Annotated in this window: 18 protein-coding genes and 4 pseudogenes; 15 read left to right on the forward strand and 7 right to left on the reverse strand. The window is 68.6% G+C overall.

The genetic code is table 11. From position 1 onward, the window contains the following. Nucleotides 1–57: 57 nt before the first annotated feature. The 6 genes and pseudogenes from ACZ3IC_RS02965 to ACZ3IC_RS02990 all read left to right on the forward strand — a co-directional run. Nucleotides 58–231 carry a hypothetical protein gene (locus ACZ3IC_RS02965; RefSeq protein ID WP_467411884.1) on the forward strand — a complete coding sequence of 58 codons (174 nt, stop codon included), beginning with the start codon at nucleotides 58–60 and terminating at the stop codon, nucleotides 229–231. Between the two features lie 131 nt (nucleotides 232–362). Next, nucleotides 363–1,790: pseudogene (locus ACZ3IC_RS02970) on the forward strand (S8 family serine peptidase); the annotation flags it as partial. A 327-nt stretch (nucleotides 1,791–2,117) separates the two neighbouring features. After that, a pseudogene (locus tag ACZ3IC_RS02975) lies at nucleotides 2,118–3,710 on the forward strand (choice-of-anchor J domain-containing protein); the annotation flags it as partial. A 27-nt stretch (nucleotides 3,711–3,737) separates the two neighbouring features. Next, the gene (locus tag ACZ3IC_RS02980) at nucleotides 3,738–4,475 is read left to right on the forward strand and encodes a carboxypeptidase-like regulatory domain-containing protein (RefSeq protein ID WP_467412122.1); all 738 of its coding nucleotides are present in this window, start codon (nucleotides 3,738–3,740) and stop codon (nucleotides 4,473–4,475) included. A gap of 488 nt (nucleotides 4,476–4,963) precedes the next feature. Further along, nucleotides 4,964–6,496 (forward strand): annotated as a pseudogene (locus ACZ3IC_RS02985) (S8 family serine peptidase); the annotation flags it as partial. A 255-nt stretch (nucleotides 6,497–6,751) separates the two neighbouring features. Then, nucleotides 6,752–9,100, forward strand: a pseudogene (locus ACZ3IC_RS02990) (Kelch repeat-containing protein); the annotation flags it as partial. A gap of 144 nt (nucleotides 9,101–9,244) precedes the next feature. Here the strand turns inward: ACZ3IC_RS02990 and ACZ3IC_RS02995 are convergent. Continuing rightward, on the reverse strand, nucleotides 9,245–10,477 hold the full coding sequence (locus tag ACZ3IC_RS02995) for a PucR family transcriptional regulator (protein WP_467411885.1): 1,233 nt from the start codon (nucleotides 10,475–10,477) through the stop codon (nucleotides 9,245–9,247). A 311-nt stretch (nucleotides 10,478–10,788) separates the two neighbouring features. Here ACZ3IC_RS02995 and ACZ3IC_RS03000 point away from each other — a divergent pair, with 311 nt between their 5' ends. From ACZ3IC_RS03000 to ACZ3IC_RS03020, 5 genes are all read left to right on the forward strand, one after another. Further along, complete coding sequence (locus ACZ3IC_RS03000) at nucleotides 10,789–10,941, forward strand: hypothetical protein (RefSeq protein WP_467411887.1); 153 nt, start codon at nucleotides 10,789–10,791, stop codon at nucleotides 10,939–10,941. A 12-nt stretch (nucleotides 10,942–10,953) separates the two neighbouring features. After that, entirely contained in the window at nucleotides 10,954–11,565 is a 612-nt protein-coding gene (locus ACZ3IC_RS03005; RefSeq protein ID WP_467411889.1) for a hypothetical protein, read from the forward strand. A 21-nt stretch (nucleotides 11,566–11,586) separates the two neighbouring features. Beyond that, nucleotides 11,587–12,273, forward strand: coding sequence for a hypothetical protein (locus ACZ3IC_RS03010; RefSeq protein WP_467411890.1), 687 nt, complete (start codon nucleotides 11,587–11,589; stop codon nucleotides 12,271–12,273). Between the two features lie 127 nt (nucleotides 12,274–12,400). After that, complete coding sequence (locus ACZ3IC_RS03015; RefSeq protein ID WP_467412123.1) at nucleotides 12,401–12,604, forward strand: DUF2795 domain-containing protein; 204 nt, start codon at nucleotides 12,401–12,403, stop codon at nucleotides 12,602–12,604. A gap of 63 nt (nucleotides 12,605–12,667) precedes the next feature. Further along, nucleotides 12,668–13,537 (forward strand): LLM class F420-dependent oxidoreductase, encoded by an 870-nt coding sequence (locus ACZ3IC_RS03020; RefSeq protein ID WP_467411892.1) that lies wholly within the window; start codon nucleotides 12,668–12,670, stop codon nucleotides 13,535–13,537. 165 nt (nucleotides 13,538–13,702) lie between these two features. On the opposite strand, the gene ACZ3IC_RS03025 is transcribed toward ACZ3IC_RS03020, so the two are convergent. Together ACZ3IC_RS03025 and ACZ3IC_RS03030 are read right to left on the reverse strand one after the other, a co-directional pair. Next, entirely contained in the window at nucleotides 13,703–14,386 is a 684-nt protein-coding gene (locus ACZ3IC_RS03025) for an alpha/beta fold hydrolase (RefSeq protein ID WP_467411894.1), read from the reverse strand. Nucleotides 14,387–14,490: 104 nt separating this feature from the next. Further along, entirely contained in the window at nucleotides 14,491–14,994 is a 504-nt protein-coding gene (locus ACZ3IC_RS03030) for a DinB family protein (protein WP_467411896.1), read from the reverse strand. 281 nt (nucleotides 14,995–15,275) lie between these two features. On the opposite strand from ACZ3IC_RS03030, the gene ACZ3IC_RS03035 reads away from it, so the two are divergent. From ACZ3IC_RS03035 to ACZ3IC_RS03045, 3 genes are all read left to right on the forward strand, one after another. After that, nucleotides 15,276–15,869, forward strand: a complete 594-nt coding sequence (locus tag ACZ3IC_RS03035; RefSeq protein ID WP_467411897.1) for a hypothetical protein — start codon at nucleotides 15,276–15,278, stop codon at nucleotides 15,867–15,869. Between the two features lie 234 nt (nucleotides 15,870–16,103). Beyond that, nucleotides 16,104–18,515: a Tox-REase-5 domain-containing protein gene (locus tag ACZ3IC_RS03040; protein WP_467411899.1), complete on the forward strand. Its 2,412-nt coding sequence runs from the start codon at nucleotides 16,104–16,106 to the stop codon at nucleotides 18,513–18,515. Between the two features lie 87 nt (nucleotides 18,516–18,602). Next, the gene (locus ACZ3IC_RS03045) at nucleotides 18,603–19,331 is read left to right on the forward strand and encodes an Imm52 family immunity protein (protein ID WP_467411900.1); all 729 of its coding nucleotides are present in this window, start codon (nucleotides 18,603–18,605) and stop codon (nucleotides 19,329–19,331) included. A gap of 49 nt (nucleotides 19,332–19,380) precedes the next feature. On the opposite strand, the gene ACZ3IC_RS03050 is transcribed toward ACZ3IC_RS03045, so the two are convergent. The 3 genes from ACZ3IC_RS03050 to ACZ3IC_RS03060 form a co-directional block, all read right to left on the reverse strand. Beyond that, nucleotides 19,381–19,968 (reverse strand): hypothetical protein, encoded by a 588-nt coding sequence (locus ACZ3IC_RS03050; protein ID WP_467411902.1) that lies wholly within the window; start codon nucleotides 19,966–19,968, stop codon nucleotides 19,381–19,383. A gap of 62 nt (nucleotides 19,969–20,030) precedes the next feature. Continuing rightward, entirely contained in the window at nucleotides 20,031–22,028 is a 1,998-nt protein-coding gene (locus ACZ3IC_RS03055; protein ID WP_467411904.1) for a hypothetical protein, read from the reverse strand. Then, nucleotides 22,025–22,378, reverse strand: coding sequence for a hypothetical protein (locus ACZ3IC_RS03060; protein ID WP_467411906.1), 354 nt, complete (start codon nucleotides 22,376–22,378; stop codon nucleotides 22,025–22,027). Before ACZ3IC_RS03060 ends, ACZ3IC_RS03055 begins: the two co-directional genes overlap by 4 nt. A gap of 23 nt (nucleotides 22,379–22,401) precedes the next feature. Here ACZ3IC_RS03060 and ACZ3IC_RS03065 point away from each other — a divergent pair, with 23 nt between their 5' ends. Next, entirely contained in the window at nucleotides 22,402–23,646 is a 1,245-nt protein-coding gene (locus ACZ3IC_RS03065) for a glycosyltransferase family 39 protein (RefSeq protein ID WP_467411907.1), read from the forward strand. A gap of 214 nt (nucleotides 23,647–23,860) precedes the next feature. Here ACZ3IC_RS03065 and ACZ3IC_RS03070 read toward each other — a convergent pair whose 3' ends face one another. Further along, nucleotides 23,861–24,244 (reverse strand): DUF192 domain-containing protein, encoded by a 384-nt coding sequence (locus ACZ3IC_RS03070; protein WP_467411910.1) that lies wholly within the window; start codon nucleotides 24,242–24,244, stop codon nucleotides 23,861–23,863. Between the last annotated feature and the right edge of the window lie 84 nt (nucleotides 24,245–24,328).

Below are 24,328 nucleotides of genomic sequence, written 5' to 3' on the forward strand. Positions count from 1 at the left end.
AGCGGCCTCATGCGGCCCGTGTTCTCCTGCAAGGATGCGATTCGTCAGCACGTGCTCGTGAAACCTGCCGTGGACAGTGACGGCGACGGAATTCCCGATGTGGTCGCGGCCGGCATCATCCGGCCGAAAGAGACCGAGTGGAGCCTCCAGCTCCCCGTGATCACGGACTTCAGTCCGTACTACAGCACGCTGGGCCGCGGAATCGAGTCGCGGTTGAAGAAGTGCGGCTGAGCCGAGATCTGTCTGATGAAGAATTCACGATTTGGGTTTGCACGCACCCGTAGGAGATGTACATGTCTCATCCCCCCTCCGCGCAACCAACCCGCCGCAGATCGAGTCCGCTCGCGTTGACCACGACGGTCATGTCACGTACCCGGCGCACCCTCAGGTGCGCGGCCGCGGTCACCGTTGCGGCCCTGACGCTTGGCGTCGGTCCGGCGCTGCCCGCGACGGCGGCGAGCCAGACCGAAGGTACGATCGAGAACGCGGGCGCGCCCGGTGCCATCAAGGATCGGTACATCGTGATCCTCGGCAAGGGAGCCGACGCCGACTCGCGCAAGGGCAAGGATCTGGCCGCCAAGTACGGTGCCAAGGTCAAGAGGACCTACGACACGGCGCTCAACGGCTACGCCGTCGAGCTGACGCAGAAGCAGGCCAAGCGGTTCGCCGCCGACCCGGCCGTGGAGTCGGTCGTGCAGGACGCGGTCGTCAAGGCGAGCGGCACTCAGCCCGATCCGCCCTCCTGGGGGTTGGACCGGATCGACCAGCCGGCCCTGCCGCTCGACAGCAGCTACACCTACGCGGGCACGGCGGGCAGTGGAGTCACGGCGTACGTCATCGACACCGGTGTGCGCATCAGCCACGAGGAATTCGGCGGCCGCGCCGGCTACGGGTACGACTTCGTGGACGGCGACGGCGACGCCGAGGACGGCCACGGCCACGGCACGCACGTCGCCGGCACGGTCGCGGGCTCGTCGTACGGTGTGGCCAAGGCGGCCAAGATCGTCGCGGTACGCGTGCTCGACGACAACGGCTCCGGCCCCATCTCCGGCGTCATCGCGGGCGTGGACTGGGTGACCGCCAACGCCGTCAAGCCCGCGGTGGCCAACATGAGCCTTGGTGGCAGCGCCAACACGGCGCTGGACACCGCTGTCCGCAACTCCATAGCCTCCGGGGTCACCTACGCCGTGGCGGCGGGCAACGAGAGCACCGATGCCAGCAGCGGGTCCCCGGCCCGCGTGGCCGAGGCCCTCACCGTCGGCGCCACAAACGACCGCGATGCCCGCTCCGGCTTCTCCAACTACGGCAGCGCGTTGGATATCTTCGCGCCCGGGTCATCCATCACGTCGGCGTGGTCCACCGACGACACCGCCACCCACACCATCAGCGGCACCTCGATGGCGTCTCCGCACGTGGCTGGAGCGGCCGCGCTCTACCTGGCGGACAACTCCGCCGCCACCCCGTCGCAGGTCGCAGGGGCGCTGACCTTCTCAGCCACCACCGGAGTGGTGACCGCACCGGGCACCGGTTCCCCCAACCTGCTGTTGAACGTCTCGGCGCTCTTTTCCGGGCCGCGCGGCACCGTCACGGGTACCGTCACCGACGGCACCGCTGCGTTGGCGAAGGCCAGGGTCACCGTGGGTGACGTCACGGTGCTGACGGACGAGCAGGGGCGCTACAGCTGGACCGTGCCACCGGGAACGTATGACGTGAGCGCGAGCAAGTTCGGGTACGCCACCAAGAACGTTTCGGGTGTCGCTGTCGGCGACGGTCAGACGGTGACCGAGGACATCTCGCTGACCGCGAAGCCCCGCGTGAACGTCACCGGTGCGGTCCATGACGGTTCCGGTCACGACTGGCCGCTGTACGCGACCGTACGGGTCAAGGACGAGCCGACGGCCGTCGCCTACACCGACCCCAAGACCGGGCGGTACACCCTGAGCGTGCCCGCCGGGGACACCTACCCTCTGCAGGTCGACCCGTTGTACCCGGGTTACCAGCCGGACTCGCAAGACGTGCAGGTGGATTCGGCGGATGTGACGCATGACGTCAACGTGCCGGTCGACCAGACGACCTGCACGGCAGCCGGCTACGCCTACGCCGGCACCACCGAGTCGTTCGACGGCACCACGGCGCCGTCGGGCTGGACCGTCGATGACAAGGTCGGCAACGGCCAGACCTGGGTGTTCAACGACCCCGGCAGACGCTTCAACAGGACCGGCGGGTCCGGCGGCTTCGCCATCGTCGACAGCAGTTACCACAGTTGGGGACAGACGCAGGACACCTCGCTGATCAGCCCGGTTATGGACTTCAGCCAGCGGACCCACCCGTCCCTGCACTTCCGCACCGACTACTGGGGCTACACGAACCAGACCGCGGACGTCGATCTCAGCGTCGACGGCGGCCGGACGTGGACCACCGTCGGGTCCCCCGTCGGCAAGCTCCGGGGGCCGCGGACCGAGGTCGTGGACCTGTCCCAGGCCGCCGGCCAGACCAACGTCCAGATACGGTTCCACTTCACCGGCAGCGAGGGCAGGTGGTGGCAGGTCGACGACGTCTTCCTCGGCGACCGCACCTGTGAGCCGGTACCGGGGGGCCTGGTCGTCGGCCGGGTGACCGACAAGAACACCGGAGCCGGCATCAACGGCGCCACGGTGACGTCAGCCGACAGGCCCGCGCAGAAGACGACCGCGGCTGCGACGCCGGACGACCCGAACCTGGGCGACGGCTTCTACTGGATGTTCTCCTCGCTCACCGGGAAGCACACGTTCACCGCCACGGCGAGGCACTACAGCGCACAGGACGTCACCGCCACCCTGGCCCCGAACCAGGCAACGGACGGCGGCACGTTCGCGCTGCCCGCACCCCGGATCGCGGTCAGCCCGGCCCAGCTCAGCAAGACCGTCGACTGGCAGGGCCAGGCCAGCTCCACCATGACGGTGAAGAACACCGGAACCGCCCCGGTGACCGCCAAGATCGGTAAACAGCCGGGCGGCTACCAGCCCGCCGCGGCGCAGCAGGGTGCTCCGCTGCAGGAAGTGAAGGGAAACTACAGCCCCCTGCGGTTCCGGCCAGGCAAGACCACGCAGACGGCGACCAATCCGTCGGTGACGCCGTACGCGGCGCCGTGGACCGCGGTGGCCGACTACCCCGTACGGATCATGGACAACGCCGCGGCGACCATCGACGGCAAGGTCTACTCGGTCGGCGGAACCGACGGCATGGCCAGCCTCGACAAGGCCTACGTCTACGACCCGGAAGTCCAGGCGTGGAGTGCCCTGCCGGACCTGAGCGTTGCCCGGATGGCGCCGCAGGCTGCCGCCTACGGCGGCAAGCTCTACGTCTTCGGCGGCTGGGGCGAGGGCGGGATTCCGGTGGCCACGACCGAGATCTACGACCCGGCGACCGGTGCCTGGTCCACCGGCGCCGACAACCCGAAACCGTACGCCGGCGCCGGCGTGACCGTGCTGGGCAGCAAGATCTACATTGTCGGCGGCTGTGACACCGCCTGCGGCAAGACCAATGTGCAGGTGTACGACCCGACGGCGAACTCCTGGAGTTCGAGCACGGCGTATCCGCAGCCGATCTCCTGGCTCGGCTGCGGCGCCATCGGAGACGGGCTGTACTGCGCGGGCGGGACGGTGTCGGTCAAGGGCAACACTGAGCACGCCTACAGCTACGACCCGGCATCCGAAGACTGGACTCCTGTGGCCGACCTGCCGATCGACGTGTGGGCGATGGGCTACTCGGTGGCAGACGGCAAGCTCCTCCTGTCCGGCGGCGTGACCAACGGCCAGAGCACGGTCACCAACCGGGGCTTCGCCTACGACCCGGGTTCCGATACCTGGACCGCGCTGCCCAACTCCAACTACCCCGTCTTCCGCGGCGGCTCCGCCTGCGGCTTGTACAAGATCGGAGGCTCCCTCGGAGGGTGGACCGGGGTCACCACGAACTCCGAGCTGCTGCCCGGCTATGGCCAGTGCGGCGCCTCAACCGATGTCCCCTGGCTGTCGGTGGACAAGACCGAGGTGACGCTTCAGCCGGGCGAGAGCGTCGACGTCAACGTGAGCTTCAACGCGAACATCGCCGAGATCACCCAGCCGGGCACGTTGGCCGCGCGGCTCACGATCGGTGCGAAGACCCCGTACGGGGTCGCGCCGGTGCCGGTGACGTTTGCGGTGAACCCGTCGAAGACCTGGGGAAAGATCACCGGGACGGTCACCGGAGTCGGCTGCACCGGCACGTCGGGGCCACTGACCGGAGCGACCGTGCAGATCACCTCGAAGACGGCGAGCTACACGCTGAAGACCGACCAGAGCGGTCATTACGTGCTCTGGCTCGACGTCAGCGACAGCCCGCTCACGGTGGTCGCGGCCAAGGACGGCTGGGCGCCACAGACCCAATCGGTCAAGGCCAAGGCGGGTAAGGCAATCACAGCCGACTTCTCTCTCAAAACCGACCGCACCTGCACCTGATGTGACGCCCCGTGCGGGCCGGGCCCGGCCCCGGCTCGCACGGACAGGTCGCGGTCCCCGCCACCGATCCGATGGCGGGGCCGCGACCTGGCCGGGGCAGTCGGCCCGGCGCTGGGATTGTCCCGACTTTCGGCCGATGACGGAGCTGTGCCGCCGGCCAAAAGGTCCGCGTAAACCTGTCATCCGGCAGAAGGGACGGACAAAGTCTCGTGCACCGTGTCCTGTTGAACTCCTCGTCTCCACGAGCGCCATCTCGGGGCTGGAAAGTGACGAATCCGTCCGGTTGAACAGCTGAAGAAGTGAGCCGAGATCTGCCTGATCTAAGAATTCACGATTCGGGTTTGCATTCCTGTAGGAGAGGTGTACATGTCCTATTCCCCCTCCGCTCAACCATCCCTCTATAGATCGCGTCCGCTTACGTTGATCACGACGGTCGGACGCCTCTGTGCGCTGAACGTGGTGCTCGCCGTCGCCTCAGAGGAGCTTTGATGCGAGTGATTGCACGTACCCGGCGCGCCCTCAGGGGCGCGGCCGCGGTCACCGTCGCAGCCCTGGCGCTTGGCGTCGGTCCGGCGCTGCCCGCGACGGCGGCGAGTCAGACCGAAGGTACGATCGAGAACGCGGGCGCGCCCGGTGCCATCAAGGATCGGTACATCGTGATCCTCGGCAAGGGAGCCGACGCCGACTCGCGCAAGGGCAAGGATCTGGCCGCCAAGTACGGTGCCAAGGTCAAGAGGACCTACCACACGGCGCTCAACGGCTACGCCGTCGAACTGACGGAGAAGCAGGCCAAGCGGTTCGCCGCCGACCCGGCCGTGGAGTCGGTCGTGCAGGACCAGGTCGTCAAGGCCACCGGCACCGACCCGACCGGCACTCAGCCCAAACCGCCCTCCTGGGGGCTGGACCGGATCGACCAGCCAGCCCTGCCGCTCGACAACAGCTACACCTACGCGGGTACGGCGGGCAGCGGAGTCACGGCCTACATCCTCGACACCGGTGTGCGCATCAGCCACCAGGACTTCGGCGGCCGCGCCAGCTACGGGTACGACGCCGTGGACGGCGACGACAAAGCCGAGGACGGCCACGGCCACGGCACGCACGTCGCCGGCACGGTCGCGGGCTCGTCGTACGGTGTGGCCAAGGCGGCCAAGATCGTCGCGGTACGCGTGCTCAACAACAACGGCTCCGGTTCCACCTCCGGCGTCATCGCGGGCGTGGACTGGGTGACCGCCCACGCCGTCAAGCCCGCGGTGGTCAACATGAGCCTCGGCGGATTTGCCGACACGGCGCTGGACACCGCCGTCCACAACTCCATAGCCTCCGGGGTCACCTACGCCGTGGCGGCCGGCAACGACAACGTCGATGCCGCCACTTCGTCTCCGGCCCGCGTGACCGAGGCCCTCACCGTCGGCTCCACCACCAGCGGCGACGCCCGCTCCAGCTTCTCCAACTACGGCAGCACGGTGGACATCTTCGCGCCCGGGTCAGCCATCACGTCGGCGACGAACACCAGCGACACCGCCACCCACACCCTCAACGGCACCTCGATGGCGTCCCCGCACGTGGCCGGAGCAGCCGCGCTCTACCTGGCGGACAACCCCACCGCCACCCCATCGCAGGTCGCAGGGGCGCTGACCTCCGCAGCCACCACCGGAGTGGTGACCGCCCCGGGCACCGGTTCCCCCAACCTGCTGTTGAACGTCCAGGATTTCCGTTCCGGGCCGCGCGGCACCGTCACGGGTACCGTCACGGACGGCACTGCTCCGCTGGCGGAGGTCAAGGTTACCGTCGGTGACGTCACGGCCATGACGGACAAGCAGGGGCACTACACCCTGACCGCGCCACCGGGAACCTACGACATCAGCGCGAGCAAGTTCGGGTACGGCACCAAGACCGTTTCAGGTGTCGCGATCGCTGACGGGCAGACGGTTACCGAGGACTTCGCGCTGAGCACGAAGTCGCGCGTCAACATCACCGGCACGGTCCTTGACGGTTCCGGTCACGGCTGGCCGCTGTATGCGACCGTGCGGGTCAAGGACGAGCCGACGGCAGTCGCCTACACCGACCCCAAGACGGGGAAGTACACGCTGAGTGTGCCCGTTTCCGACACCTACACCCTGCAGGTCGACCCGTTGTATCCGGGTTACAAGCAGGACTCTCAGGCTGTGCAGGTGGGTTCGGCGGATGTGACGCATGACGTCAACGCGTCGGTCGACCAGGCGACCTGCAGCGCGGCCGGGTACGGCTTCCGCTCCGCCGGCCCCACCGAGTCCTTCGACGGCACCACCGCGCCGGCGGGCTGGACCGTCAACGAGAGGCTCGGCAACGGCCAGACCTGGGTGTTCAACGACCCAGGTCAGCGCGGCAACAAAACCGGCGGGTCCGGCGGCTTCGCCGTCATCGACAGTGCGCGATACGGCTCCGACAAGTCACAGGACAGCTCGCTGATCAGCCCGGTGATGGACTTCAGCCAACGAACCCACCCGGTCCTGAGGTTCCGCACCGACTACTACAGCCTCCCGGGCCAGACCGGGGACGTCGATCTCAGCGTCGACGGCGGTCAGACGTGGAACAACGTGTGGCACCACACCACCGACGACGTCCGGGGGCCGCAGACCGCGGGCGTGGAACTGCCCCAGGCCGCCGGTAAGGCCAACGTCCAGGTGAGGTTCCACTTCACCGCCAGCTTCGGGCGGTGGTGGCAGGTCGACGACGTCTACCTCGGCGACGGCGCGTGCGACCCGGTACCGGGCGGCCTGGTCCTCGGCCGGGTGACCGACAAGAACACCGGAGCCGACATCAACGGCGCCACGGTGACCTCGGCCGACAAGCCTGCGGAGAAGACGACCTCGGCGGCGACGCCGAACGACCCGAACCTGGGCGACGGCTTCTACTGGATGTTCTCCTCCCTCACCGGGAAGCACACCTTCTCCGCCACGGCCCAGAACTCCTACAGCCCAGAGGACATCACCGTCGACGTGGCCCCGAACCAGGCAACGGACGGCACGTTCGCCCTGCCCGCACCCCGGATCGAGGTCCCGGCCCAGCTCAGCAAGACCGTCGACTGGCAGGGCCGGGCCAGCTCCACCATGACCTTGAAGAACACCGGAACCGCCCCGGTGGCCGCCCGGATCGGTGAGCAGCCGGGCGGCCACCAGCCCGCCGCGGCGCAGCAGGGTGCTCCGCTTCAGGAAGTGAAGGGAAAGTACAGCCCCCTGCGGTTCCGGCCCGGCAAGACCGCGCAGACGGCGGCCGCGAAGTCGTCGGCGACGCCGTACTCGGCACCGTGGACGACGGTGGCCGACTACCCCGTACCGGTCATGGACAACGCCGTGGCCACCGTCGGCGGCAAGGTCTACTCGGTCGGCGGAACCGACGGCAATGCCACTTACAACAAGGCCTACGTCTACGACCCGGGCGCCCAGGCGTGGAGTGCCCTGCCGAACCTGAGCATCGCCCGTGCGGCGCCGCAGGCTGCCACCTACGGTGGCAAGCTCTACGTCTTCGGTGGCTGGGACACGGACGGGCAGCCGGTGGACAAGACCGAAATCTACGACCCGGCGACCGGTGCTTGGTCCGCCGGCACCGACAACCCGAAACCGTACGCCGGCGCCGCCGTGACCGTACTGGGCAGCAAGATCTACATCATCGGCGGCTGCACGCTCGACGACTGTAGCGGGACGGACGTGCAGACGTACGACCCGGCCTCGAACACCTGGAGTTCGGGCGCGGTGTATCCGGAGCCGGTCTCCTGGCTCGGCTGTGGCGCCATCGCGAACAAGCTGTATTGCGCGGGCGGGGCGACCGAGGCCGGCACCGTCAAGCACGCCTACAGCTACGATCCGTCGTCACACAGTTGGACCGCCGTTGCCGACCTGCCGATCGACCTGTGGGGTATGGGCTACTCGGCGGCAGACGGCAAGCTCCTCGTGTCCGGCGGCGTGACCGACGGCTTGAACACGATCACCAACCAGGGCTTCGCCTATGACCCGGGCTCCGACACCTGGACCGCGCTGCCCAACTCCAACAACTCCGTCTACCGCGGCGGCTCCGCCTGCGGTTTCTACAAGATCGGAGGTTCCCCCGCAGGGCGGGACGCCGCCAAGAATTCCGAGCTGCTGCCCGGCTATGGCCAGTGCGTTGCAGTCCCCTGGCTCTCGGTGGACAAGGCCGAGGTGACGATCCAGCCGGGCGAGAGCGTTGACGTCAACGTGAGTTTCCATGCGGACGTCGCCGAGATCACCCAGCCGGGCACGTTCACCGCGGAGCTCACGATCGGGGCGAAGACCCCGTACGGGGCAATCCCGTCGGTGCCGGTAGCCCTCACGGTGAACCCGCCGAAGACCTGGGGAAAGATCACCGGGACGGTCACCGGAGTCGACTGCACCGGCACGCCCGCGCCACTGAGGGGAGCAACTGTGCAGATCACCTCGAAGACGGCGAGCTACACCCTGAAGACCGACGAGAACGGTAAGTACGTGCTCTGGCTCGGCGTCAGCAATAACCCGCTCACGGTGATCGCGGCCAAGGACGGCTGGGCGACGCAGACCCGATCGGTCAAGGTGTCGAAGGACATGGCGACCATGGCCGACTTCTCTCTCAAACCCGACCACAGCTGCACCTGATGTGACGCTTCGTGCGGGCCGGGCCCGGGCCCGGCCCCCGGCCCGCACGGACAGGTCGCGGCCCCGCCACCGATGGCGGGGCCGTCGCCCTTCTCCGCCGCCCGTCTGCGGCGCGGGGCAGCGGGGCGTCGCCGGACTGGGGGTTCAGTCGGCAGGCCGGTAGCGGCCGGTGAATCGCGCGAGTTTCAGTCCGAGGTGCAGGCAGAGACGTTCGTTGCCGTCTTTGAGGTTGGCGCCTGCCAAGTTCTCAAAACGCTGAATGCGGTAGTACAGCGACGTGCGATGCAGCTTCAGGCGTTTGGAGGTCGCGAGTGCGTTTCCGGAGAGATCAAGGTAGGTCTCCAGTGTCTGAAGCAGAGGCAGCGCCTCCGGATCGGTGAAAAGCCGCTCGAGCCCGGGATGAAGCACGAGCTCGCCGAGGTCTTGACTGAACAGTTGCGCGAGTACCCGGTAGATGCCGAGCTGGGACCATCGGGCAATCCGGCTCACGTCGGGCATGGAAGCAGCGATACGAGCGGCTTGGTCGGCCTCGAGATAGGAGTCCCGTGCCTGCGCCAACTCCGACCGTGGCTGTCCGATGCCGATCACGGATGACGACACCTGCTCGAGTCCGGACATCGCAGCCTGCAGAGCGTGGTCGAGGTGGGACGCACAGAGGTCCACCGTCAGCTCGTCGACCTCCCCCTCCGTGCCGAAGAGAAGCAACCCGTCGCTGTGAGAGACAAGGTGGACGGCGTGTCTTGCGGGCAGCCAGTAGCGGGTATTGACGAGTGCATGTTCGAGAGCGAGTCGCACCTGGGCATCCGGCTCGGCATCGGGGGTGAGCACCGGCCGGGCCACCAGCACGACGACACCGAGGCAGGGGTCGAAGTGTCCGCAATCGATGAGGGTGCGCGCAGCATCGGACTGGACATCGCTGCCGCAAAGCAGCAGGTTCCTGATCGCCTCTGTTTCCCGGTTCGACGCGAGTTCGCCGGCCAGCACCTCACGATGAAGCGCAAAAGCGAAGTCCTGGGCGGCGGTTTCGGCCAGCGCGATCTGCTCCGAGCTCATCGACTCGTCGGCATCGATGAGCCACAGATACCCCAGGAGAAGGTCGTGGTGCCGGATCGGTATGCATACCCGCGGCAGCATGCCGAGCGAGACGTTGTGGGGAATGCGGACCGGGTGTCGCGCCTTGGCCAGCTCGAACTGTCGCAGCCATGCCAGCACCTCGGCAGATACGCAGCGCTGCAGAATCGAAGCATGGCGCACCGCGTCGGGCAGCTCGCTGTGCGGGCTGTAGACCACCAGCCGCTGCAGGCGGTCCTCGACGGTCGCCGGGCGTGACAGCTTGGTCGCCAGCGAGTCAACGAGGTGCTGGAGCACCGGGTACATTGAACACCTCCGGGGCAGTGCAGCCGTGCTGGTCGTCGAGCACTCCGGCGCTCGGTGCCACGGGCGTGACAACGCTTCCTGCGCTCGTCGAATTCTCCGGATCGATCGTGATCGGCGGCGGCGCTCGCCGCGGTTGCCGGAAGACGGAGCCGGGTTGGGGCGTCAAGCCTCCTGAGATGCCGTTCTTTCGCTTTCGCCGTGAATATGGTGTGGCGGATGCACGAGCGCCTTCTACTCGTCGCGACAAAGAATGTTCTTGCTGTATCGAACAAATGCTCAGGCTTGCCAGGGGCCGAGGCAACTGATGGGCAGTGACGTATTTCTTCCATGCCGCAAACCCGCCACACCACTCGGCCCGGACAACCGGCGGGGAATGCCGGGTGGGTGACAAGGCCTCGGACATCGGGCACGGTATCGCCGACGGGGCGAAGAAGCTGGGCAGCGCCCTCAACCCGTTCGACTAGCGAGGGAAAGACATGCACACGACCATCAGCCCGTTCACGCTCGAGTACTGGAAGGAGAAACAGCCTGCCGGACGCACGAAGGTCGGCTGGCGGGGCACTTCTCCGGAGCTGGGCGACATCCGGGTGGTGTACCCGGCGGGTCGGGACATGCCGAACGTGATCGTCACGGATGTGCGCGGTGGTCTGATCCCCACGGCCACGTTCGAGACGCGTGGCATGCACACGGACGTCGTGTCGATGCCGACCCTTAACCGCGCGACGCTCCGGGTGGGCGACGGGCTCGTGCGGATGAGCCGGAACCGGTGGGCGCCTACGCACCGCGGGCGCTCCCTGCACATGACGTATCTGGGCGACACGTACACGCTCACGGCGATCAACCGCCGGGCGTACAAGCTGTCCCGGCAGCCCGACGCCGAAGACCCCGGTGTCGTCATCACGGTGCGGCAGTCGGGCGTCGGAGGCGGCAGGAAGGTGACCGTGCAGGCGGCGGGCCGGGTCCTGCCCGCCGACGTCTCACTCGCGGCTCTCTTCTCCGGAGTTGACCGGTCCGTGCTCACGCGGCGCGGCGCCGTACGGGCGGGCTTCTCGAGGATCTTCAGTTTCTGGGCCGAGTCCCAGGCCTGAGCGACTATCAAGTGAGTGTGTATGCCTTCGTTCGACGTTTCCCGCTCCCGCTTCCGGCTGGCCGACGAGCATGTGATCGTGCTCTCCGAGCCGGCGGCAGGCGGCGAGGTGCCCGACGAGTTCGCGGCGGCCAGGAAGGAGCTGCTGGACTGCGGTCTGATCGATGAGGACGGGAAGCTGTCCCCTCTGCTGCTGCCGCTGATGAAGACGGTCCTCACCTCGGAGGTGGTCATCTCGTTGGAGGCCGCCGGCTGGCAGGGCAAGCTGCACCACGGCATGCTCATTGGCGAGGAGCACGTCTTCGCGCACGAGGCTTGGCCGGGCGTGACCGAGGCCGAGTACGCGCGGCTTCGCCGTCTGGGACTGCGGCCCCCTCGGCTACTGGCTGCGGGAGCTGCCCACCGAGCCTGTGCCCGCGGAGCGGATCACCCCGGCGAGCGCCTTCAGGCTCGTCCGCGTGGACGCCAAGACGATCTGGACGCGGATCACCGGCCTCCTGCCCGACGAGGGCGAACTCCGGCACGCCGCGGCTCGCCGGCGGCGCCAAGGCTAACGCGCTCGACGCGCGCGGACTTTGCGGTGGAAGGCGTTGCGCCCCTCCTCCAGGCCGACGGGCTGGGAGGCGACCCGCGGGTCGGCAGTTCCGTCGTGCTGTGGTGTCGCGACCGTGCACACCGACCACACCGACCACACCCCCGTCGAGGATGACCCGCACGCCGCCCTCGCAGCCCCCTGGGACCGGGCTCCCGAAATGCCGACGACCCCGCCCTCGCGTAGCGTGATTCATGGCTACACAGGGTAGCCGTGTCGGTGGATTCGGAGGCTGAGAGCCTTGGTGGAAATCTATGGAACGAACGGGTCGAACCTGCGGGCGGACCTGAAGCGGTTGAAGTTCCCGGCGACGAAGGAGCAGGTCGTCTCCCACTTCGTCGCGAACGGGCTCACGGATCGCGCCACGGTCGCGAAGAACATGCCCGACCGCGAGTACGTGAACGCCGACGCAGTGCAGAGCGAGTACGCCAAGCACGAGTCCAGCTGAACACTCGGGCCGGGACGGCAACGCCGTCCCGGCCTGCTCTCCCTCGACCTGCGGAGGTCGGCCGTGAAGCTCGGCCTGCACTACTGGAACTACTCGACACCGGCCGACCCCGCGCTCATCGCGCCGACGCTCGCGGAGTCGGTGCGGATCGCCGAACAGGCCGGGATCTCGTCGTTCACCGTGATGGATCACTACTTCCAGATGGAGACCGGGCAGACCGTCGCCGACGACCCGATGCTGGAGGGGTACACCACGCTCGGCTATGTGGCGGCGGTGAGCGAACGCATGACGCTCGGCCTGATGGTCACGGGTGTGATGTACCGCCACCCCGGGCTGCTGGCGAAGATCGTCACCAGCCTCGACGTGCTGTCGGGCGGCAGGGCCCGGCTGGGCATCGGTGCCTCCTGGTACGAGCGGGAGCAGTACGGGCTCGGAGTGCCGGTGGTTCCGGTCGCCGAGCGGTTCGAGCGGCTGGAGGAGACGATCCTGATCTGCCTCCAGATGTGGAGCGACGACAACGGCCCGTTCCGGGGGCATCATTACCGGCTGGCCGAGACGCTCTGCGTGCCCGAGCCGATCGGCGAACGGCCGCCGATCATGATCGGCGGCGGCGGTGAGAAGAAGACCCTGCTCCTGGCCGCCCGCTACGCGGACGCCTGCAATCTGTTCGCCACTGGCCAGGAAGAAGTGGCCCACAAGCTCGATGTGCTGCGCGCGCACTGCGCCGCGGAGGACCGTGACTACGACGCCATCGCGAAGACCGTGATGTACAACGGCCCGGTGCTGGACAAACCGGACGCGTTCCTCGCCGACGCGGAGGCGTACGCGGACCTGGGCGTCAGCGAGATCCAGGTGCTTCCGGACCGGCACCCGGTCAGCTTCACCCACCAGGTCGCCGAACGCATCGCACCCCGTATCGCCGGGATGGGGTAGGCGGACGGGAAACGAATGCGGGCGACCGATGTGCACCCCCGCCACCCGGACATACTCGCCGCCCAACGCAAGGAACGCGCCCGCATTCGCAGCGAAAGGGGCTTCCGCTGGGGTGGCAGACCACTACCGGCAGCAGCCTGACCACCCGACCCGGGGGCCACAGCACTACAAGCTCGCGGCCTCCGCCAGGACGCGGGCAAGCTCGCGGGGGCGGGTGGCCATCGGCCAGTGGCCCGAGTCGAGGTCCACGTACTCAAGGCGGGTGGCGCGGGCGAGGTCGGGGCTCTCGCCGGCGGCGATCCACTCCTTGGCCTGGGCGGGGGTGAACTCGGGGCAGACGATCACGACGGGGACGTCGAAGCGGCGCTCGTCGGTCAGGCGCATGACCCCCCTGGCGACCCCCTCGGGGACAGGAATGGCGGCGGACGCAAGGCGGTGCCGGGTCTCCTGGTCCAGGTCGGCGGAGTCCGCTCCCTCGAAGGGGCCCCAGCCCGGGAAGGGCATGGCTCCGCTCTCAATCGCGAAGAAATCGGCGTAAGCCCGCCCGTCGGCCGCGGGAAAGCCGCCGATCAGCGCGACCTTGGCCACCTTCTCCGGTCGCGCGTCGGCGGCCAGCCAGGCCAGACTCGACGCGGCGGAGTGCCCCACCACCAGGGGCTTCCCCGGCATCGCGTCAACGGCGGCGAGCACTGAAGCCAGCTGGTCGTCAAGCGTCGCGGAGGTGGTGCCGTCGCCCTGGCCGGGGAGAGTGAGCGGTACGGGACGGTGGCCGAGCGCGGTGAGTTCGGGCACGACATCGTCCCATGCGGATCCGTCGAGCCACAGGCCGGCGATGAGCAGGATGTCCACGGTTCTCCCGGAGAGGAGTCGGATCTGGTCGCCGGCACGCTATCGGCAGGCTCTGACAACAGGTTCAGGCCACCCAACCCGGCAACCCTTCCCGGTCACGGCACTTAGACGCCGGTGGTGCCGTCGACGATCTCCCGGATCACGTCGAGGTGGCCGTTGTGCCGGGCGGTCTCCTCGATCAGATGCAGAACGATCCAGCGCAGATCGGGGTACCGGCCGTCACTGCGCGGGCGTTTGGCCGGCGTGTCCAGATCGTGGGAGGCGACCAGTTCGCGGTAGCGGGTGGTCCGTTCCTCGTACTGCGACAGCACGTCGGCGAGCGGCATGTCCACCGCGATGCGCATCTCACGGTCGGGGTCCTCGTCCGTCCACGGCCCTTGGTCCTCGCCGCCGAGGAAGGCCACCTCGAACCAGTAGTACTCGACCCAACTGAGGTGGTTGATCAGCCCGGAGACCGTCATCAGGGGGGAGCCGGGCAGCGGGGCCCGGCGGGCATCGTCCGGCGAGACACCCTCGCACTTCGCGCGTGCGGTGTCGCGGGCGTAGTCGAGGAAGGTGGCCAGCTGGGTGCGCTCGTCCCATGCGGGAGGCGAATCGGTGCGTGTCATCGACGTACACGATCTACGATCGTCGGCCCCCTGTCCATCACGTTGTTTCATTGGGGCCCGCACCTGGGTCCGTGGGCCCAAGCCCGGGCGGGCGGGGCTCATTACGCTCCTATGTGACCAACCGTGAGCACACCGACCCGGCGCCCGCTACAGGCGTCTGTCCGGCGTGCCCATACGCGCATGGAACTGCACGCTCCACCTGTTTCCGCTGGGCGGTCACCTCTCATCCGATGCTGTCCGTCCGAAGCGGAGTGTCCACACTTTCATGGGGTGATGTGTCGATGAGTGACGGTTTCTTCTACTCGTACCACCTCGGCTGGAGCCGCCCGGATGCCGAGTCGCTCTTCGGCGATCTCGACGCGGCGGGACTGCGGCTCAGCCACCCCGTCACGAGGCGGGTCACGCTCCTCGGCCCGGGGCCGGATCCGTGGGGCACTCCTTCGTGGGTGACCAGGGAGCAACTCGTACTCCTGGCCGGCCTGCAACGGATCGACAAGGTCGACTTCCTGCTGTGGGTGAACAGCGGAACCGACGTGCGCGCGCGCATCCGGCGGATGGGGGACGGAGTCGTCGCGCTCGAATTCGGATTCGGGCGGCTGACGTGGGACGAGCAGGAGGTGGCTGCGCGGGCGATCAGGGAGGCGATAGGGCGGGCTTCCGTGCTCTGTATCGGCTTTGTGGTCGACCGGGAGGGCGCCTCCGCGGCGACCGATTGGAGCGGTGTGGTCATCAACGGCACCACATTCTTCGACAGTTGGCCTGACACGCTTGCCGTACGGCATGAAATCGCCGCGATGCAGCCGCAGTTGTCCGGAGTGGCCTCATTCGACCAGTCGCCGTGGATGCTGTTCGGGAGCGAGGTCCCCAGTCGGTAGTGGCGCGGCGGGTCCTTGTTCGCTGGATATCCGCAACTCCTGCCGGAATCTGCAACGTTGAGCCTTGTATTGGGCCCTGAGGCCCATGTCCGAAGGGCGCCGATGTGGTCGGATGGGTGGAGTGGCTGAACTGTGGCTGTACACCGGCAAGCTGGGGGACTCGTCGTGTCTGGCATAGGCGGATTTGCGGATTCTGGTGGCGCCGGTGGAGGTGTCGCCGGTGGAGGTGCCGCCGTGGCGCGGCAGGGCAGGCAACCGCTGCCGCGCCCGTTGCAGGCGGTGCTGATCCTCGTCCAGATCCTCTTCGCGGCCGCGGTCCTGGGCGGCGTCGGTGTGCTGACGGTGGCGTCGGCGGTCAATGAGGTCGACGGCCAACTGCTGGGGTTGCTGCTGTACGCGGCGCTGCCGAGCGTGACCGCATTCGTGCTCTCGCTGTATTTGCGGACCGGCGGCATCTGGGTCTGGCGCGGACTTTTGGCCGCACACGTCTGGCTCACTTTCGGCGCACTGGCGACCCTCGGCGAGGGCGGCGGGCGAGGCGTGACGCAGCTGGTGATGCCTGTTGCCGTCATCGTCCTGCTGTTCCGGCCGAGTTCACGCGACTGGTTCGAGCTTCCCCTCGAACAGCGGTTGCCGCACCGGTCGTTCAGCATCGCGCGGATGATCAAGTGGCGCCGCGACGACGGCGGCCAGACCGCGATGGAATACCTGGGCATGGTCCTGGTGGTCGTGGCCCTCATAGGCGGACTCGTCGCCACGGGGATCGGCGCCCAGATCACCGGTGAGCTACGGAACGCGATCTGCCAGCTGACCGGGAGCGCGTGCCCTGCGCCCGGGGGCGATGTGGTGGCGGGGGGCGGGGAGCATTCCGGGGGTACGGCGGGGTCCGGGGGCACTGGATCGGACTCGGGCGGACCGGACTCGGGTGGATCGGATTCGGGTGGGACGGCTGCGTCCGGTGGTACGGATTCGGGCGGGTCGGTTGCCACCGGCGGTACGGGCTCCGGCGGGGCCAGCTCGGGAGGCTCCGGTTCCGGCGAGTCCGGTTCCGGGTCCGGTTCCGGTGGGTCGGGCGCGGCCGGTGGCTCCGACGCGGCCGGCGGTTCCGGCTCCGGCGGTTCCGGCGGAGGCGACACCGCCACCCAGGTCGACGACGGTGGCGACGACGTGGACACCTCCGGGGAGCCGGACGGTGGCGACGGCCAGGACGACGGCGACGACGGCGACGACGGCGACAACGGCGACAACGGCGGCGAGCAGCCCGGCGAGAGCTGCACCTCCGGAGTCGGCGCGTTCTTCTCCTGCGCCGCTCACCAGACCGGAGGCTTCTTCACGGGCCTGGTCGGCGACGGGCTGTGGGGCGACATCACCGGCACCTTCGACACGATCATCCACCCGGGTGAGGCGTGGGACGGCCTGAAGGACTACGGCAAGAGCCTCGGCGACCAGTGGAGCCAGGACGCCAAGGATGCCGGGGACAAGTGGTCCAAGGGCGACTACCTCGGTGCGGTCTGGGACTGGACCAAGGCGTCCGGTGGCACCGGGGTGAAGGTCCTCGACGACATGTTCATCGGCGACGACGTCCGCGACATGTGGAAGAAGGGCAACGAGGGCCAGGCGATCGGCACCGGCCTCTGGAACATCGGCTCGCTGTTCATCCCCGGCTACGGCGAGGCGAAGCTCGTCGGCAAGTTCGGAAAACTGGGCAAGCTCGGGAAACTCGGCAAGCTCGGCGAAGTGGCCGAGAAGGCGTCGGATGCCGCGAACAGGGCGAAGAAGGCGGCCAAGGCGGGCGATGTCGCGGGCGCGGAGAAGGCCGCGCAGGAAGCGCAGCGGCACGCCGACGACATGGCCGAGCAGGCCGGCCTCAAGGGCTGCACCGTCGGCATGGGCGGCCACGTACGCGTCCCGTACGCAGGCGAAGGCGAAGGCGAAGGCGAAGGCGCGGGCACCGGCCTGCCGGGCATGGGCCTGCCGGGCTCCGGCACCGGCGTCCTGGCCGGAGCGCGCACCGCGGTACCGGTCGGGCTGCTGGCCAAGGGCGGCTGCGACGAGGTCGACCCGGAGCAGAAGGCGGCCGCCGACGAGGCCCAGAGGCTGGCTGATGAGGCGAAGAAGGCGGCCGACGCGGCCAAGCGGCGGCAGAACCTGGAGCGTGCTCAGAACGAACCGAAGCCGGCCTGGTACAAGGACCTGAAGGACCCGCCCGCCGGGGCGAAGGACGGCGGGGAAGGCAACTGGCAGGAAATCAAGCCGGGCGTCTGGAACTACCCGACCGAAATGGGTGCCCGTTATCAGGAGCAGATCTCCAAGGTGGGCCGCGGAAAGGAGTACCGGGTTCCGCTGGACAAGCTCACGGGGAAGCCGGTCGACTTCGACGGCTGGGACGCCTCGCGCGGCACCTACCTGGAGGCGAAGCACGGGTACAAGGGCAAGGACTTCTACAACGCCGAGACCGGCGAACTCACCCCGAAGGTTGCGGATCGGTGGGCGGATCAAGCCAACCGGCAAGTGGATGCGGCGCGTGGGAAGCCGGTCGAATGGCACCTGTCCGATCCGGACGTCGCGGAGGCGGCCAGGGAAATGTTCGAGTCCCGGGGCATCAACGTTAAGGTGATCCACACGCCTGGTGATGTGACGGGCTGAGCACGGTGGGGCGCGCCGGAGAACGGGCCGGCCGACCGTGCGGCCCGCGACAGGCGGGAACGGAAAGCAAGGGCTGAAGGGAAAGCCGTGTTGTACGTCGTGGTCAATGGCCTGTGGGGCGTCCGCGAAGAGAACACATCAGCGGTCGCCGAACGCTGGCTGACCACTCTGAACGCGCTCAAGGACATCGACGGTCCGACGTTCGACGTATGGCACGAGTCGGAGGACGGTGTCGCATCGGACCCCGTCCTGGAACCCTCGGCCGGCGCACTGACCGCATACATCGAGCGGAAGAACGTGGCGCCGGACATCGGCGTGATCGGAGTGACGTCCTCGCTCTGGGCACAGAACCCGGGGATGCCGCGTGCGACCGTGGCCGTTCACGCCGGAGGCACGTCCCCGTGGGTCACGAACTCCCTCGCGGTCACCTTCCGCTCCCGAGAGGTGGAGGAATCGGCAGAGGTGATTCGGCGCGCCCCCGAGATGCTTCGCGTCATTGCCGAGGCCTGGGACATCGACGCCGGCCAGGTGTACAACAAGTCCGAGTATCGGGCCGTGTCCGATGAGTTCGACCTCGCGAATTCCCATCCCCGATGCGGCCGAGCGGTCTACCTCTCCGCCGGGCGGGCTGCGTCGGCACCCGAAGGGCTCGACGGCACGTACACCCGTGCCGCGACCGGTGGCCTGGTCATCGACCTCACCCGGGGCGGTACGACCGTGCCGAGCGTCGAGGCGATCGTCGAGGCCGACGGGGAACTGCGGGCGGCCGGGGCACTGGAGCCGATCCCGGTGCCGTACGACCGGGACAAGTTCTGACAGACGTACCGCCCGTACGCCCCGTCGGAGCCACCCCGCATCGCACGGCCTACTTGACCGTGATCGACTCGACGAACGCGTCGAGGTCCTGCCGGCTCAGCGAGCCCTTCACCGCGCTGATCCGGACCACGAACGGCACATCCTTCGAATCGACGCCCGCCACCACGACCCCCGTCATCGGGGTGCCCGGCGCCGGGGTCCGCTCCTTGCCGCTCGACGTGAAGTCGTAGTCGATCCTGCGCGCCTCACGGGAGCTCTCCGCACCTGAGAGCCGCACGTCCGCGGTTTCCTTTCGGGTCGCCCCGAGACCAATACCGGCACCTGCCGCAGCCGCTGCCTCACCCGCGTCGTCCACGCCCGTGGCGAAGTCGAGCTGCACGGAGACCATGCCGGTGCGCAGCCCGGCCTCCTCCTTGAGTGCGACGGCGGCGTTGGCCTCGGCACGGTCGGCCGCGGGCTGCTCCTTATAGCCCTTGCTCTCGGGATAGCCGACGGAGAGGCTCTTGGTGTCGAGCTCGCCCCAGCCCTCCGGGACCGCGGCGGCGTCCCCGCCGCCGCAGCCGGTGAGCAGGGTGAGGCCGACGGCGGCGGCAGCAGCTGCGCCGATGGCCCGGGACATCTTCATCGTCGTCGTCATTCGCCTATCGCCTCGTCGTCGTGCGTGGTTGCCGCGCACCGTAGCCGTACCCGAGGTACGAACTACTTCGCGCAGTAGCTGTACGGAAGGTACGAGCGCTTGTCGCCCTGCGGAGCCCCGAGGAACCGTGCGTTTGTCAGTGACTCCTGCTTGTGCTCGTCCGAGAGGGAGAATCCCAGACTCATGCCGAGCGAAACCTCGAAGCCGAACTCCTGGGCGTCCGTCTCACCGTGGTACTTCATGGTGCTCGACAGACCGTCCTCGAACATCAACTGGTCGAACGGGTCGGTTCCGGTGGGCTTCTGCTGCAGGGAGTGATCGCCGAACAGGTACTCGAACGGGGCGGTGTTGTTGCCGGAGCCGTTCAGCCACTGCTCGGCGACGGCCCGCTTGTCCTCGGTGGCCAGGTCCACTTCCTTGCCGAAGATGATCGAGTTCGTCAGGACCTCGATGCCGGTCTCGCCGGAGGAGTCGGTGCCGCCGACCTTGCCGCCGCGCTTGTCCTTGCCCTTCTCGCCGTTGTCGCCCTTGACGTCCCCCTTGCCGGACGTCGAGCCGTTGTCGGCGGTCCGGGTCATGTCGATACGGACGATCTTGCCGGTCTTCTGGTCGCGGGTGACGGTGACCGCCCCGGTCCGGCTGTCCTTCACGACGGCCGTGCCGCCGAGCGGACCGGCCGAACCGCCGGCCTTGCCCTCCAGTTCGAGCTTGGCGGTGTACGTGTACGACTCGTTGCCGTTGACGTCGTCCTTGGTGATGGTCACTTCGGGGGAGAACTTCGCCTTGCCGCCGAGCTTCGCGCCGAGCCCGGACTCGTCGCCCGCGCTGATGGAGAGACCGCCGTCGGCGTACGCGTTGAGGCCGATGGTCGAGTAGGAGATCTTCTTGTCCCCGATCTTGTTCTCGACGTCCTTCTTCTTGTCGGCCCACTTCATCCCGGAGTACCAGCCGCCGCCGTAGCCGCCGCTGTACTTGGTGGAGGTCTCCCACATCTTCATTTCCTCGATGTCGTCCCGCATCTTCTTGGCGTCCTCCTCGCTCTTGAAGACCCAGGTGTCACCGTTGGTGATCTTGATGCCGCCGCCGACGTCCACATCGGCCTTGCCCAGCTTGCCGAGCTTCACGCCGGGGGTGCCGGCGGTGGCGCCGGCCGATGCGGCGTCCGTGAACGTCATGTAGACCAGCTTGTCGTTCTCGTCGACCTTGCCGTCCTCGTTCACATCGGTCTTTGCCTGGCTGACCTTCTGCTGGAAGCCGTACTCGTTGCCCCACTCGAACCAGCCGATCTTGACCTTGCCGCCGACGGTGTCGGAGATGCTGGAGACCTGGCACATCTTGGGCTCGTAGTCGGCGTCCGTCTTCGGCTGCGCGGAGGTGTTCCCGCCGCTCGTGGAACAGCCGGAACTGCCGCCGACCATCGCGTTGATCGCGCAGCGGATGCGTTCCCCGATCTGCCCGCCGACACCCGCCATGGCCATCGCGCCGATCATCGTGACGACGAGGACGATCACCCCGAGGTACTCCAGGGCGGTGGCTCCGCCGTCCCGCCAGGAGTACGGGGTGTACGGCGCGGGCTCCTGTTCGTCGCGGTCGTCCAGCAGCCGGTCGACGGCCAGACCCACGGCCGAACCGGTCGCCAGCGCGACGATCGGCATCAACGTGCCCTCGAAGTCCACGAGATGCCAGGACACGGTGAATCCGTAGGCGAGCGCGGCCAGCGGAACACCCAGGGAGGCGAGCAGGGTCAGCAGGCGGGACTCACGCCGTTCGTCGGGCAGGACCCGGGCCGAGGCCAGGACCGTGAGCACGGTCGTGATGACGTTCGGTACGTGCAGCAGGGCCAGGCGCCAGCCGAAGCTTTCGAGCCGTTCTTCGGTGGCGAGCATCTCGACGAGCCCCCGCGACACCAGATATCCGGCGGCGATGTAGACCAGGGCACCGGCCGCCCAACTACGGGTCAGCGCGAAGAACACGCCACCGCTCGCGCCGGAACCGCCACCCCCGCTCCCCGGTGGTATGTGGCCCGCGCTTCCGCTTTCCCAGCCCCCGCCACCAGTCACGGTTCTTCCTCTCCGACGCCCAATTGCCTTGCCTGTGCCCGTAGTTCTGTCTTCGGCTGTGGCGTGAGCGTACGGGTGCACGGGCCGGGTGGCCCGGGCCCTTGGCCCCAAAGCCGGGCCCAACGAGCGATGCCCGGCTCCGCCCGCGGGGTGCGGGGGAGCCGGGCATCGGGGAGAGGCGGTGCGGGGCAGCCCAGGGCGTCCGCGAACGGTGCCGCGCGTTCGGCGACCTCCGGCTTCCGCACCCGTAGCACGGCGACGCCGACGACCAGCGCGCCGACGAATACGTACGGCAGCACATTCAGCGGCCGGGCCGGCGCCGCTGCCCGTCCCGCTGCGGGCGTGGCCACCTGCCGCGGAGATAATCGGCAGTATGTCCGACGACGATCCGGCCGCTCAGGCCACCGCCCCCGCACAGCAGCCCGTGCGACAGCGCAGCCGCCGAACGCAGTCGCAGCCGCCGAAGAGCTCGCGGCCCCCGGTCCGTGGCCGCCTCGCCGGGGCCCTCGCGGCGGCGGCACCGGCCCTCGGGGCGTACGCGGCCGTGCGCCTGATCGGACTCGTCGTCCTCGCCGCCGCCGCGTCCGACGCCGGGAAGAGCGCCTTCCACCTCCTCGGCGAGCGCTGGGACTCCGTCTGGTACCAGCGGATCGCCGAGAACGGCTACGGCTACACCGTCACCCTCCCGAACGGCGACGTCCACTCCGACCTGGCCTTCTTCCCCCTGCTGCCCGCCCTGGAGCGTGGCATCGCCGAGCTGACCCCGCTCTCCCTCGCGGGCGCCGGACTGCTGGTCGCCTGGGTCGCCGCGCTCTTCGCCGCCTGGGGGATCTACGCGGTCGGGGCGCGGCTGTACGGACGCCGGGCCGGGGTGCTGCTGGCCGCGCTGTGGGGCGTGTACCCGACGGCGTTCGTCCAGTCGATGGCGTACACCGAGACTCTGTTCACCGCGTTCGCCGCCTGGGCGCTGTACGCCGCACTGACCCGGCGCTGGATCGTGGCGGGCGCCCTGTGCGTACTCGCCGGGCTGACCAGGCCCACCGCGGCCGCGCTCATCGCCGCCCTCGCGATCACCGCCGCGGTCACGCTCGTACGGGAGTACCGGGCAGGCCGGACGGACGGCATCGTCCGCCGCAATGCGCGGATGCTGACCGGCACCGCACTCGCACCGCTGGGCTGGCTCGCGTACGTGGCGTTCGTCGCCGTACGGGAGGGCAGCCCGTTCGCGTACTTCGACGTCCAGGCGCAGTGGGGCAACAGCATCGACGGAGGTGTGGCGCTCGCCTCGTTCATCCTCGGGCTGCCGCTGCCCGGCGCGCTCGGGCTGTCCTTGGCGCTGGTGGGCCTGGGATGGGTGGTGTTCCTGTGCGTACGGCAGCGCCAGCCGCTCCCCGTACTCGTCTACTGCATCGCGGTCGTCGTCATCGCGCTGATCGGCTCCGGGTACTTCGGATCCAGGCCGCGGCTGATCATGCCCGCGTTCCCGCTGCTCCTCCCGCCCGCCGTCGCGCTGCTGCGGCTGCGCACCACGGCCCGTACGGTGACGGTCGTCGCCGTGCTCGCGGTGGCTTCGGCGGCCTACGGGGCGTGGACACTGCTGGGCTCCGGCCCGCCGTGAGCGAGGGCCACCACCGGAAGGTGATCGTGCCCGGCCACCGTGTCTCCCTGGACGGGTGTGACCGAGGTGTCACAGGCGCAGGAGCGGCCGGGCCGCCGTCACGTGACGGCGCCTTGGCCGCGCGTTGTGTATGAGGGCCCCCGGCCCGCCGTTTGTGTATGAGAGCCCCCGGCCGCCTGTTGTGCATGAGAGCCCCCGGCCGCCCGACAGGCTCTCAGCCCCGGCTCTCCTCCGTCTGGACGATCCGCACCCGGACCCCCGGCCGCAGCCCCCACTTCTCCATCGCCCCGGCCTCCGACTCGATCACATGACGGGCCCGCAACCGCGGCATCCCGAGCCGGCCCGGCTTCATCGTGTGGACGGCGACCACGTTGAACTTCCGGTCCAGGTACGCCACATCGATGGTGAACCGCATCCGGAAGGTGTGCACACTCCCGCACGGGGTGATCAGCAGGGCGCCGTCGATCCCGTCCTGCCCGAGCAGCCCCCGGCTCCGGGTCCGGTACGAGGCCGCGATCCGCAGCGGTATCTCCGGCTCCTGCCCTCCCTGTGGATCGGTGACCGTCAACGTTCCATTCCCATTGCGCCATTGAGCCATGGCCCAGACGGTAGCGCCCGGTGACGGCCGCTGGGTCCTCAACGGTGCGCAGTGGGCCCTCGGACCCATGACCCGTGCCCGGCA

It is taken from the genome of Streptomyces sp. NPDC002958 (assembly GCF_055563255.1).

Excerpts from the sequence above, each read along its gene's own strand:
- ACZ3IC_RS02980 (WP_467412122.1), top strand. The coding sequence starts at position 3,738 with ATGGGCTACTCGGTGGCAGACGGCAAGCTCCTCCTGTCCGGCGGCGTG.
- ACZ3IC_RS02995 (WP_467411885.1), bottom strand. The coding sequence starts at position 10,477 with ATGTACCCGGTGCTCCAGCACCTCGTTGACTCGCTGGCGACCAAGCTG.
- ACZ3IC_RS03005 (WP_467411889.1), top strand. The coding sequence starts at position 10,954 with ATGCACACGACCATCAGCCCGTTCACGCTCGAGTACTGGAAGGAGAAA.
- ACZ3IC_RS03010 (WP_467411890.1), top strand. The coding sequence starts at position 11,587 with ATGCCTTCGTTCGACGTTTCCCGCTCCCGCTTCCGGCTGGCCGACGAG.
- ACZ3IC_RS03030 (WP_467411896.1), bottom strand. The coding sequence starts at position 14,994 with ATGACACGCACCGATTCGCCTCCCGCATGGGACGAGCGCACCCAGCTG.
- ACZ3IC_RS03035 (WP_467411897.1), top strand. The coding sequence starts at position 15,276 with ATGAGTGACGGTTTCTTCTACTCGTACCACCTCGGCTGGAGCCGCCCG.
- ACZ3IC_RS03050 (WP_467411902.1), bottom strand. The coding sequence starts at position 19,968 with ATGACGACGACGATGAAGATGTCCCGGGCCATCGGCGCAGCTGCTGCC.
- ACZ3IC_RS03065 (WP_467411907.1), top strand. The coding sequence starts at position 22,402 with ATGTCCGACGACGATCCGGCCGCTCAGGCCACCGCCCCCGCACAGCAG.
- ACZ3IC_RS03070 (WP_467411910.1), bottom strand. The coding sequence starts at position 24,244 with ATGGCTCAATGGCGCAATGGGAATGGAACGTTGACGGTCACCGATCCA.